The sequence below is a fragment of the Cereibacter johrii genome, assembly GCF_001720585.1.
Lineage (GTDB): Bacteria > Pseudomonadota > Alphaproteobacteria > Rhodobacterales > Rhodobacteraceae > Cereibacter_A > Cereibacter_A johrii.
In genome coordinates this window covers 1-11,105 of sequence record NZ_MABH01000126.1, presented here as the reverse complement: position 1 = coordinate 11,105, position 11,105 = coordinate 1, and the positions used below count along the sequence as shown (strand labels likewise).

11 protein-coding genes are annotated in these 11,105 nt (G+C 70.4%); 5 read left to right on the top strand and 6 right to left on the bottom strand.

All coding sequences use genetic code 11. The features are described from left to right. The 3 genes from A9O63_RS10230 to A9O63_RS10220 all read right to left on the bottom strand — a co-directional run. Positions 1 to 1,945 (bottom strand): BatA domain-containing protein (locus tag A9O63_RS10230; protein ID WP_069331837.1); only part of this gene is annotated, 1,945 nt, incomplete at its 3' end. Further along, positions 1,945 to 2,817, bottom strand: a complete 873-nt coding sequence (locus tag A9O63_RS10225) for a DUF58 domain-containing protein (protein ID WP_069331836.1) — start codon at positions 2,815 to 2,817, stop codon at positions 1,945 to 1,947. The genes A9O63_RS10230 and A9O63_RS10225, both read right to left, overlap by 1 nt. Further along, positions 2,814 to 3,830 carry an AAA family ATPase gene (locus tag A9O63_RS10220; protein WP_069331835.1) on the bottom strand — a complete coding sequence of 339 codons (1,017 nt, stop codon included), beginning with the start codon at positions 3,828 to 3,830 and terminating at the stop codon, positions 2,814 to 2,816. Before A9O63_RS10220 ends, A9O63_RS10225 begins: the two co-directional genes overlap by 4 nt. An 82-nt stretch (positions 3,831 to 3,912) precedes the next feature. Between A9O63_RS10220 and A9O63_RS10215 the strand changes: the two genes are divergently transcribed. The 4 genes from A9O63_RS10215 (at position 3,913) to polA (ending at position 7,838) form a co-directional block, all read left to right on the top strand. Next, positions 3,913 to 4,479, top strand: a complete 567-nt coding sequence (locus tag A9O63_RS10215; protein WP_069331834.1) for a DUF1285 domain-containing protein — start codon at positions 3,913 to 3,915, stop codon at positions 4,477 to 4,479. Continuing rightward, positions 4,476 to 4,700 carry a DUF2798 domain-containing protein gene (locus A9O63_RS10210; protein WP_069331833.1) on the top strand — a complete coding sequence of 75 codons (225 nt, stop codon included), beginning with the start codon at positions 4,476 to 4,478 and terminating at the stop codon, positions 4,698 to 4,700. Before A9O63_RS10215 ends, A9O63_RS10210 begins: the two co-directional genes overlap by 4 nt. Before the next feature lie 98 nt (positions 4,701 to 4,798). Further along, the gene (locus A9O63_RS10205; protein WP_069331832.1) at positions 4,799 to 4,978 is read left to right on the top strand and encodes a zinc-finger domain-containing protein; all 180 of its coding nucleotides are present in this window, start codon (positions 4,799 to 4,801) and stop codon (positions 4,976 to 4,978) included. A gap of 46 nt (positions 4,979 to 5,024) precedes the next feature. Further along, positions 5,025 to 7,838, top strand: a complete 2,814-nt coding sequence (gene polA / locus A9O63_RS10200; RefSeq protein ID WP_069331831.1) for a DNA polymerase I — start codon at positions 5,025 to 5,027, stop codon at positions 7,836 to 7,838. 220 nt (positions 7,839 to 8,058) lie between these two features. Here polA and A9O63_RS10195 read toward each other — a convergent pair whose 3' ends face one another. The 3 genes from A9O63_RS10195 to nth form a co-directional block, all read right to left on the bottom strand. Continuing rightward, the gene (locus A9O63_RS10195; RefSeq protein ID WP_069331830.1) at positions 8,059 to 8,442 is read right to left on the bottom strand and encodes an HIT domain-containing protein; all 384 of its coding nucleotides are present in this window, start codon (positions 8,440 to 8,442) and stop codon (positions 8,059 to 8,061) included. A gap of 455 nt (positions 8,443 to 8,897) precedes the next feature. Then, positions 8,898 to 9,890 (bottom strand): adenosine kinase, encoded by a 993-nt coding sequence (locus A9O63_RS10190; protein WP_069331829.1) that lies wholly within the window; start codon positions 9,888 to 9,890, stop codon positions 8,898 to 8,900. Then, positions 9,887 to 10,531: an endonuclease III gene (nth, locus tag A9O63_RS10185; protein WP_069331828.1), complete on the bottom strand. Its 645-nt coding sequence runs from the start codon at positions 10,529 to 10,531 to the stop codon at positions 9,887 to 9,889. The genes A9O63_RS10190 and nth overlap by 4 nt, the downstream gene beginning before the upstream one ends. Positions 10,532 to 10,643: 112 nt before the next feature. Between nth and A9O63_RS10180 the strand changes: the two genes are divergently transcribed. Next, positions 10,644 to 11,105: helix-turn-helix transcriptional regulator (locus A9O63_RS10180; protein ID WP_141703071.1), on the top strand; the 462-nt coding region annotated here is incomplete at its 3' end.

Sequence of the window (11,105 nt, the reverse complement as noted above, 5' to 3'; positions counted from 1 at the left end):
CGCCGCGCACCGCCCCCACGCGCGACCCGAGCCGGCCCGAGACGAAGAGCGCTGCCAGCACGTCGATGAGCAGCAGCGCAAGGGCCCCCGCGAGGAAGGCGCCCTTCAGCGCCTGCTCCTCGCCGGCCTCGAGCCCTTCGACCGGGATCCGGTCGGGCCAGACGGCGGCGGCGAGCTGCGTCTCGGGGCCGACCGCATTGAGCGCCACGCGACGGTCAGACCCTGCGTAGAGGCCGGGCAGCAGCGCGGGCCCCGGCGCTCCCTCGGCAAGCAGCTCGCCCGGCACGCCCGCCACCTCGCCCGCGTCGCGCGGCGCGCCGAAGCCGTCGAGCACCACCTCGGGCACCCAGACCTGCCCCGCCAGATCGGCCGCATCGGGGGCCGCGGGGCGGGTCGAGACCGCCAGCCGCTCCAGCATCTGCACGAAGAGGCCCGAGAGCGGCAGGGTCGACCATTCCGCATTAGCCGTCACATGCACGAGCACCACCTGCCCCTGCCCCACCGGCTTGCGGGTCACGAGGGGCGTGCCGTCGGCGAGCGAGGCAATGGTGCGCGACCCGAGCTCGGGATCGGGCTGTGCCAGCACCTGCGCCGTGACCGAGACTTCGGGCGGGATCGGCAGGCCGTGGAAGGGCGAGCCTTCGGGGAAGGGCGCGAGCGTCTTGGGCTCGCCCCAGCTCATGGCCCCGCCGACCGTGCGGCCCCCTTCGCGCAGCCGCACCGGCAAGAGCGGGTCCTCGGCCATCCGGCTCACGTCCGACGAGGCGAGCAGCGGGCCCGCGAACCGCAGGAGGAGGCCGCCGCCGTCGAGCCAGTCGAGGATGCCGTCCTGCTCGGCCTGCGTAAGGCGCGCCACATCGGCCAGCACGATGACATCGGGGCTGGCCAGCAGCACATCCTGAAGCGACCCGTCGATCAGGTCCGCGACCGGCTCCAGCGCCTGCCGCAGGTAATGGGTGGGCGACAGAAGCTGCAGCTGCTCGCGCCCTTCGCGGCCCGCGATCAGCGCCACCTTGCGCCGCTTGAGACTGTCGTCGGTGAGGCTCACCGCGCCCGCCGATCGCACGCCCGCGATCTCGAACCGCGCGATCCGGTTGCGCAGCTCGGGCGGCAGCGAGAGCGCGGCCCCTGCCTCGCGCGCACCGGCCGCGAAATCGACGGTGGCGCGGGCCAGCTCGCGCTCGATCCCCGCCGGATCGAGGCCGCGCGCCGAGACATCGATCGAAACCGCATCGGAGGCAGGCTCGCGCAGCGCCGAAAGCTGCACCGCACCGTCGGCAAAGCCCGACGGGCGCAGCGCCAGCACCGGGCGCGGGCTCTGGAACAGCGTGACGGCGCCGCGCGCTTCGAGGGCCGACAGCAGCGCCGCCCGGCCCGGATGGTCGAGCCCGTCCGACAGCCAGAAGCTCTGGAACCGGCCCTCGGGCAGGGCTCCGGCCCATGGGGTGAGGTCCGGCAGCCACGGATTCGGGGCGAGGCCCGCCAGACGGCCCTCCCAGGCGCCCGCGCTCTGGAAGGCGGGGGTCTCGGGCCGGTCGGTCAGCCGGACCACGGCCACGGTGCGGCCGTCGCGGCCCGCCTCTTCGACCAGCGCCTTGGCGCGCTCCATCCGCCGGGGCCAGTCGCGGGCATCGGCCCAGCTGCCATCCACCAGAATGAGAAGCGGCCCCGTGCCCGGCTCGCGTGCCTGCGGGTTGAGGACCGGCCCCGCGAAGGCCAGAATGGCCGCGGCCACCGCCAGCATCCGCAGCAGAAGAAGCCACCAGGGCGTCTTGTCGGTCTCGGTCTCCTCGTCGGAGAGGCCGAGAAGCAGCGCCACGCCCGGAAAGCGGCGCCGGATGGGCGTGGGCGGCACGGCGCGCAGCAGGAGCCACAGGACCGGCAGCAGCAGAAGCCCCAGCAGGAGCCAGGGCGCCGAGAAGCCGATGGGGCCCAAAATCCACATCAGGAGGCGCGCTCCAGCGCGCGGTAGAGCCACAGGAGCGCGGGCAGCGCCCCCTGCCCCGTGTGATGGCAATCGTAGTGCCAGCCCGAGGCCCGGGCGACCGTGGCGAGCCGGTCCTTCCGCTGTGCCAGCCGCTCAAGATAGCGGGCGCGCAGGTCGCCCGCCCGCAGCGTCTCGTGCCGAAGGCTGCCGCCCATCGATTCGAAGATCGTCCGCCCGTCGAAGGGAAAGGCCTCCTCGGCCGGGTCCAGCACCTGAAGCAGCACGCCGCGCACATCGCGCTCGGCCGCCCGCTCCATCGCGCGCTCGACCCCCTCCATGTCGCCAAGGAAATCCGAGACGAACACCATCCGCCCGTGCGGCACGAGGCCCGTCATGTCGGGCCGACCGTAGTCGGCGGCGCCCTCCTCGGTCAGCGCATCGGCGAGGCGCAGCACCTGCGCCCGACCCGAGCGCGGCCTTGCGGCCTCGCCGGTCAGGCCCACCCGCTCGCCTCCGCGCAGGAGGAGCACGGCAAGGGCCAGCGCCACCAGTTTCGCGCGCTGTGCCTTGGTCTCGCGGTTGCCGTCGCCGGTGAAGGCCATCGAGCGCGAGCTGTCGACCCAGAAATTCCCCGTCTGCGCCGCCTGCCATTCGCGCTCGCGCACGAAATGGCTGTCGGAGCGGGCCGAGCGGCGCCAGTCGATCATGCGCGCGCTGTCGCCCTCGTGCGCGGGGCGATATTGCCAGAATTCGTCGCCCATCCCGGCGCGCCGGCGCCCGTGCTCGCCGAGGATCACGGTCGAGGCGAGATGTTCGGCCGAGGCCAGAAGGGGCGGCAGCGCCTGCCCCAGCGCCTCGGCCCGCGGGCGCAGGGCGAGGATATCGGTCACTGAGCGGCCCAGTCGGCCGAGCCCGCACCCATCTGCCGGGTCACCACCCGCTCGATCACGCCGGCGAGCGACTCGCCCCGCGCCCGGGCGGCGAAGTTGAGCTGCATCCGGTGGGTAAGCACGGGCCGGGCCAGCGCCGCCACATCCTCGACCGAGGGCGCAAGCCTGCCCGACAGGAGCGCGCGCGCCCGCACCGTCAGCATCAGGGCCTGCGCCGCGCGGGGCCCGGGGCCCCAGGAGAGAACCTCGCCGAGGCCCGCCCCTTCGGGCTCGCCGGGGCGGCAGGCGCGCACGAGATCGAGGATCGCCTCGACCACCGCATCGCCCACCGGCATCCGCCGCAGCAGGGCCTGCGCCGCGATCAGCTCCTCGCCGGTGAAGACCTGATGCACCTGAGCATCCTCGGCACCCGTGGTGGCGATCAGGATCTCGCGCTCGGTCTCGCGGTCGGGATAGTCCACGTCCACCTGCACGAGGAAACGGTCGAGCTGCGCCTCGGGCAGGGGATAGGTGCCCTCCTGCTCGATCGGGTTCTGGGTGGCGAGCACATGGAACGGCCGGCCGAGCGGGCGGTGGCGGCCCGCGATGGTCACCTCACGCTCCTGCATCGCCTGCAGCAGCGCCGACTGGGTGCGGGGGCTGGCGCGGTTGATCTCGTCGGCCAGCAGCAGCTGGCAGAAGATCGGCCCCTCGATGAAGCGGAAGGCGCGCGCCCCGTCCGCGCCCATGTCGAGCACCTCGGAGCCGAGGATGTCGGCGGGCATCAGATCCGGCGTGAACTGGATGCGGTTGCCCTTGAGGCCCATGACGGTCGAGAGCGTGTCCACGAGCCGCGTCTTGCCGAGGCCCGGCAGGCCCACGAGCAGCGCATGTCCGCCGCAGAGCATCGCGCCGAGCACCAGCTCCACCACCCGCTCCTGTCCGATGAACCGCCGCGAGATGCTGGCCTTCGCCAGCGCGAGCTTCTCCTCGAGGGCTTCGATCTCGGCAACCAGTGCAGTGGCGTCGGCCATGACATCTCTCCCCGCGGCGTTATATGAACATCAGACCAAACTATGACAGGCGGCACAAATGGCAAAAAGCGGGGAGACACAAATGATCGTGAAACCCTCGGCAGAGGGCGTGATGGCCTCGGCCGCAGCGGCCGTGAAGCAGCGCGGCCCGGCGCCGGTCCATCTGTGGAACCCGCCCTTCTGCGGCGACCTCGACCTCCGCATCGCCCGCGACGGCACCTGGTTCTATCAGGGCACTCCTATCGGCCGGCCCGAGATGGTGCGGCTCTTCTCCACCATCCTGAAGCGCGAGGGCGGGAAATATTTCCTCGTGACGCCGGTCGAGAAGGTGGGGATCGAAGTGGACGATGCGCCGTTCGTGGCGGTCGATTTCGAATCCGAAGGCACCGGCCGGGACCGCCGCGTGACCTTCGTGACCCAGGTGGGAGACACGGTGACGGCAGATCCCGAGCACCCGCTCCGGGTCGCGCGCGCCGAGGATGGCGAACCCTCGCCCTATGTGCTCGTCCGCGGCGGCCTCGAGGCGCTCATCGACCGCAAGTCCTTCTATCGGCTGGGCGAGATCGGCGAGCATCACGAAGACTGGTTCGGCCTCTGGTCGGGGGGCGCCTTCTTCCCGATGATCCCCTCGGCCGACCTGCCCGCATGATCCCGCTGCGCTTCGCCCCCTATCTCTTCGGGTTTCTCCTGTCGGGCTTCATGTCGGCCATCGTCTCGGGCGTGGCCACCTTCCGCGCGGCGGGCCTGCCGCCCGGCTTCGGCGGCCTCTGGCTCGGCGCCTGGCTCACCTCCTGGAGCATCGCCTTTCCTTCCGTGCTGGTCGCGGCCCCCCTCACCCGACGGCTGGTCGAGCGGCTGGTCCGGCGCTGAGCCACGGATCGCGCGAAGCTGACCAGTCGGCCCTTGCCCCTGCGGCCTTGGCCGCTATCATGCGCCGCCAGCCCAAGACGCGCCAGGAGAGTGCCCGAATGTCGATCGAAGCCCCGGAAACCGTTGTCGTCTCGACCTGGAAGGTCGCCTGCGACGGAGGCGAGGGCGCGCTCGGCCATCCGCGCGTCTGGCTCTCGATCCCGCACGAGACGGGCTTCGTCGAATGCGGCTACTGCGACCGCCGCTACATCCACGAGAGCTTCGCCACCGCGAAGTGAGCGCACGGCCCTTCTCGGGGCGACCAGATCATTCCGGGGAGGGACCATGACGTTCGGCAAGGGCCACCATCTGCATCTCATCGACGGTTCGGCCTTCATCTTCCGGGCCTACCACGCGCTGCCGCCGCTGACGCGGAAGTCGGACGGCCTGCCCGTGGGCGCCGTCGCGGGCTTCTGCAACATGCTGTTCCGCTATGTCGAGAACAACAAGGGCCCGGACGCGCCGACCCATGTGGCGGTGATCTTCGACCATTCCTCGAAGACCTTCCGCAACGAGATCTACCCGCTCTACAAGGCGCAGCGCCCCGAGCCGCCCGAGGATCTGCGCCCGCAGTTCCCGCTCACGCGCGAGGCGACGCGGGCCTTCAACATCGCCTGCATCGAGACCGAAGGGTTCGAGGCCGACGACATCATCGCGGCCCTCTCGTGCAAGGCGCGCGACGCGGGCGGCTCGGTCACGATCCTGTCCTCGGACAAGGATCTGATGCAGCTCGTGGGCGACGGGGTCGAGATGCTCGACCCGATGAAGAACAAGCGCATCGGCCGCGACGAAGTGTTCGAGAAGTTCGGCGTCTACCCTGAGCGCGTCGTGGATGTGCAGGCGCTGGCGGGCGATTCCATCGACAACGTGCCGGGCGCGCCCGGCATCGGGATCAAGACGGCCGCGCTGCTGATCCAGGAATATGGCGATCTCGAGAGCCTGCTCGCGCGGGCGGGCGAGATCAAGCAGCCCAAGCGCCGCGCCGCCATCGAGGAGAATGCCGAGCAGATCCGCATCTCGAAGCGGCTGGTCGAGCTCGACTGCAACACCCCCCTCACCTTCTCGCTCGAGGATCTCGAGGTGCGTCTGCCGGTGGCCGACGACCTTCTGGGCTTTCTCAACCAGATGGAGTTCCGCACCCTGACGAAGCGGGTGGCCGAGAGCCTGAAGGTCGAGCCGCCCCCCGCCCCCACCGCCTTCGTCCTGCAGAACGAGGGCGTGCCCGAGATCGTCGAGCAGGTCGAGGCGGCGCTGCCCTTCGACAGCGCCTCCTACGCCTGCATCCGCGATGCCGAGGCGCTGGCCGCCTGGATCGCCCGCATCCGCGACCTGGGCCATGTCGCCATCGACACCGAGACCACCAGCCTCGACGAGATGCGCGCCGACCTCGTGGGGATCTCGCTCTGCGTCGAGGCGGGGGCCGCCTGCTACATCCCGCTCGGCCATCGCGCGGGCGGGGGCGATCTCTTCGGCGGCTCGGAGCTGGTGGCAGACCAGATGCCGCTCGACCTTGCCCTGTCGATGCTGAAGCCGGTGCTCGAGGATGAGTCGATCCTCAAGATCGGCCAGAACATGAAATATGACGCGAAGATCCTCGAGCGTCACGGCATCCGGGTGGCGCCGATCGACGATACGATGCTCATGTCCTATGCGATGCACGCGGGCCGCCACGGCCACGGTATGGACGAGCTCTGCGACACCTACCTCGGCCACAAGCCCATCGCGATCAAGACGCTGCTGGGCTCGGGCAAGAGCCAGATCACCTTCGACCGGGTGCCGGTCGAGCAGGCCGTCTGCTATGCGGCCGAGGATGCGGATGTGACCTTCCGGCTCTGGAAGCTGTTCAAGCCGCAGCTGCACCGCGCCCGGGTGACGACGGTCTACGAGACGCTCGAGCGGCCGCTGGTGCCGGTGCTGGCCGCGATGGAGATGGCGGGCGTGCAGGTCGACCGCGACACGCTCTCGCGCATGTCGAACGCCTTCGCGCAGAAGATGGCGGGGCTCGAGGCCGAGATCCACGCGCTGGCCGGCGGCCCGTTCAACGTGGGCAGCCCCAAGCAGCTGGGCGAGATCCTGTTCGAGAAGATGGGCTTGCCCGGGGGCCAGAAGGGCAAGAACGGCGCCTGGGGCACCGGGGCCGACGTGCTCGAGGATCTGGCGGCCGAGGGGCACGACCTGCCCGCGCGCGTGCTCGACTGGCGCCAGCTCTCCAAGCTGAAATCGACCTACACGGACGCGCTGCAGGAGCATATCCATCCCGAGACGGGGCGCGTCCACACCTCCTATTCCATCGCGGGCGCCAACACGGGCCGCCTCGCCTCGACCGATCCGAACCTCCAGAACATCCCCGTGCGCAGCGAGGAGGGCCGCCGCATCCGCGAGGCCTTCGTGGCGCCGCCCGGCAAGCTTCTGGTCAGCCTCGACTACAGCCAGATCGAGCTGCGGATCCTCGCCCATATCGCCGATATTCCGGCGCTGAAGCAGGCCTTCCGCGAGGGGCACGACATCCATGCGATGACCGCCTCCGAGATGTTCAACGTGCCGCTCGAGGGCATGGATCCGATGATCCGGCGGCAGGCCAAGGCCATCAACTTCGGCGTGATCTACGGGATCTCGGGCTTCGGCCTCGCGCGCAACCTGCGCATCCCGCGGGCGGATGCGCAGGGCTTCATCGACCGCTATTTCGAGCGTTTCCCCGGCATCCGGGGCTACATGGACGAGACCATCGCCTTCGCCAAGGCGAACGGTCATGTGGAAACCCTGTTCGGACGCAAGATCAACACGCCCGAGATCAATGCCAAGGGCCCGGGCGCGGGCTTCGCGCGCCGCGCGGCGATCAACGCGCCGATCCAGGGGACGGCGGCCGACGTGATCCGCCGGGCGATGATCCGGATGCCCAAGGCCATCTCGGGAATGCCCGCGACCATGCTGCTGCAGGTCCATGACGAACTTCTGTTCGAGGTGGAGGAAGAGGCCGCCGACGCGCTCATCGAGCGCGTGCGCGAGGTGATGGAAGGTGCGGCCGAACCGGCGGTGAAGCTCACCGTGCCACTGACGGTCGAGGCGGGCCGCGGCCTGAACTGGGCCGCCGCTCACTGACAGCTGCGAAGGGACGCCCCGACGGGGGCCGCGCCAGGGCATAGCCGGGGGCTCCGTGCAACCGGGGTTTGCCCTTCGGCAAAAGGCGGGGCCGCAACCTGATCGCGGCCGAGAGCCGGGAGCCGGGGTGAGCCCTCGGCCCGGCATCACGGGGAGAGACAGGGCGCCCCCCCGGCATAGTCTCCCGCGCGTCCCCCTACAGGGGCCGCGCGGGTGCGGATCAATCGCGGTGCGAGAGCATGGGCCCGAGCGGCCGGCCGGCGAGGATGTGCATGTGGTAATGCGGCACTTCCTGCACCGCATCGAGCCCCGCATTCGAGACGGTGCGGTAGCCGTTGCCGCCCTCTCCCGGGCCGATGCCCAGATCCGCACAGACCTTCGCGGCCGTGCGGTGGAAGTCCACGATCTCCTCTGCACTGGCCTCGGCCGCGAAATGGTCGAAGCAGACATAGGCGCCCTTCGGGATCACCAGCACATGATGCGGCGTCTGCGGGCGGATGTCCCGGAACGCGAGCGTATGTTCCGTTTCCAGAACCGTGTCGTTCGGGATCTCGCCCCGCAGGATGCGCGCGAAGATGTTCTGGGGATCGTAGTCGTAAGCCATGGGTCAACCCACCTTCAGTGGTTCAGGGATCTGTCGCGCAGGAGCCTCCCGGATCGGGCGCGCCTGTGCAAGAGGCTGCATGCGCGACCGCTCCGCGCCCCTGCGCTCCCCGATGGGTGGACCGCCCTGCTGCCTCACAGGGTCCATGTCTCGCAGGAAGAGGGCGCCACCGCTCTGTCGCATCGGTCGGGGCCTGTCTCACCGGCTGAGCCGTCCGGTCCTGCCCCCCCCGGAGCCGCGCAGGGGCAATGCGCTGGAGAATACAGGAGTGGCCCGGCCTCGACGACTGTCGAACCGGCACCGCAGGCGCTCCGCTTCCGCTCGGCGCCCCGGCTCTCCCCGGGAAGGCCGCGGAAGAGCCGGGACTGCCGGCGCCGCCCTCCGCGGCAGCGGCGCGCGGCGATGGCCCCGGAGGGGCCTGAGCCGCGCGCCCGCCCCGCTCCTGTCCCTGTTGCTCAGAGCACGCCCTGCGCGCGGAAGAGCGTGCGCAGATCCGCCTCGGGCCGGGCACCGATGTGGGAGATCACTTCCGAAGCGGCGATGCAGCCCATGCGCCCCGCCGTCTCGTAGCCATGCCCGTGGGTCAGTCCCCAGAGGAAGGCGCCGGCGAAGAGATCGCCCGCCCCGGTCGCATCCACGATCTGCGTGGGCAGGGCCGGCACATGCCAGTGCTGCCCGTCCGCAAGGATGTGGGCCCCCTTCTCGCTCTCGGTGCAGGCCACGATCGCGACCTCCGCGGCCGCGGCCTTCAGCGCCGCGCCGAAATCCTCGGTCTGATACATCGACAGGATCTCGGCCCGGTTGGCGAACAGAAGATCCACATCCTCCCGGATCATCCGGCGGAAGGCGTCGCGGTGGCGCTCGACGCAGAACGGATCCGACAGCGTGAGCGACACCCGCCCGCCCGCGCCCCTGCAGGCGGCGATGGCCTTGGCGAAGGCCGCATGGCTCTCCGGCCCGTCGAAGCGGTAGCCTTCCAGATAGATCCACTCGGTCGAGGCCATCTGCGCCTCGTCGATGTCGTCGGGCGTCAGGAACTCGGACCAGCCGAGACAGGTGTTCATCGAGCGCTCGCCGTCGGGCGTCACCAGTATGATGCAGCGCCCGGTCTCCTGCTTCGAGGCCTTCGGGGCGGGCGGCGTCTCGTAGACCGCGCCCTGCGCCCGCAGGTCGTGGGCGAAGATCGCGCCGAGCTGGTCGTCGCAGACCTTGCCCACATAGGCCGTCCGCCCGCCAAGCTGGGCAATGCCCGCGATCGTGTTGGCGGCCGACCCGCCCGAGATCTCCTGCGCCGGCCCGATCCGGCCGTAGAGATCCACCGCGCGGCCCATGTCGATGAGCTGCATGATCCCCTTGCCGATGCCGTTGTCGGCCAGGAAGGCATCGTCGCAATGGGCGAGCACATCGACCAGCGCATTGCCGATGCCGACGATCTGGAACTGTTTCATGCCGTCTTTTCCTCGTAAGGGCAGAGATCGCGGATCGGGCAGATGCCGCATTTGGGTTTGCGCGCGACGCAGATGTAGCGGCCGTGCAGGATGAGCCAGTGGTGCGCATGAAGCGCGAAGGGCGCGGGCACATGATCCTCGAGCGCCCGCTCGACCGCTTCGACATCGCGGCCGGGGGCGATGCCGGTGCGGTTGGCCACGCGGAAGATATGGGTGTCGACCGCCATCGCCGGCTGGTGGAACCACATGTTCAGCACCACATTGGCCGTCTTCCGCCCCACGCCCGGCAGCGACTGGAGCGCCGCGCGCGACGAGGGCACCTCGCCGTCGTAATGGTCGACGAGGAGGCGGCTCAGCGCGATCACGTTTTTGGCCTTGTTGCGATAGAGGCCGATGGTGCGGATATGTTCGGTGAGCCCCTCCTCGCCCAGCTCCAGCATCTGGGCGGGTGTCGTCACCTGCGCGAAGAGCGCCCGCGTGGCCTTGTTCACCCCCGCATCCGTCGCCTGCGCCGAGAGCGCCACCGCCACGAGAAGCGTGTAGGCATTCACATGGTCGAGCTCGCCCCTGGGCTCCGCCTCCAGCGCATGGAGGCGGGGGAAGATCTCGTGGATCGTGCGGTAATCGAGTTGGCGGGCCATCGGTGCAACCTATGCCCGAGCCGGTCACGCGGAGCAAGCGAAGCCGCAGGAATCGGGTCGCGGCGGCCCGTCGCGGCGGCTAGGGTCGGACCCACCAGCCCGAGGACCCGCCATGACCGACAGCCTCGCCGCCGAGCGGCCCGCCTACCATTATGCCGTGATCGCCCGCGCGCTCGCCGAGATCGACGCCGGAGGCCCGTCGCTTTCGCTCGAGGATCTGGCGGCGCGGATCGGCCTCAGCCCCGCCCATTTCCAGCGCATCTTCTCGCAATGGGTGGGCGTGTCGCCCAAGCGCTACCAGCAGTATCTGACGCTCGACCATGCGCGGCGGCTTCTGGCCGAGCGGTTCACCGTGCTCGATACGGCGCTCGCCACCGGCCTTTCCGGGCCGGGGCGGCTCCACGACCTGTTCCTGCGCTGGGAGGCGATGAGCCCCGGCGATTTCGCGCGGGCGGGAGCCGGGCTCGAGATCGGCTGGGCCTGGGTGGCCTCGCCCTTCGGCGAGGCCCTGGCCATGGCGACCGCCCGCGGGCTCTGCGGCCTCGCCTTCTCGGCCGAGATGGGCCGCGAGGCC

Bases quoted from the DNA above. Each gene is read 5' to 3' on its own strand.
- A9O63_RS10220 (WP_069331835.1), bottom strand. From the start codon at position 3,830: ATGGCCGACGCCACTGCACTGGTTGCCGAGATCGAAGCCCTCGAGGAG.
- A9O63_RS10215 (WP_069331834.1), top strand. From the start codon at position 3,913: ATGATCGTGAAACCCTCGGCAGAGGGCGTGATGGCCTCGGCCGCAGCG.
- A9O63_RS10210 (WP_069331833.1), top strand. From the start codon at position 4,476: ATGATCCCGCTGCGCTTCGCCCCCTATCTCTTCGGGTTTCTCCTGTCG.
- A9O63_RS10205 (WP_069331832.1), top strand. From the start codon at position 4,799: ATGTCGATCGAAGCCCCGGAAACCGTTGTCGTCTCGACCTGGAAGGTC.
- polA (WP_069331831.1), top strand. From the start codon at position 5,025: ATGACGTTCGGCAAGGGCCACCATCTGCATCTCATCGACGGTTCGGCC.
- A9O63_RS10195 (WP_069331830.1), bottom strand. From the start codon at position 8,442: ATGGCTTACGACTACGATCCCCAGAACATCTTCGCGCGCATCCTGCGG.
- A9O63_RS10190 (WP_069331829.1), bottom strand. From the start codon at position 9,890: ATGAAACAGTTCCAGATCGTCGGCATCGGCAATGCGCTGGTCGATGTG.
- nth (WP_069331828.1), bottom strand. From the start codon at position 10,531: ATGGCCCGCCAACTCGATTACCGCACGATCCACGAGATCTTCCCCCGC.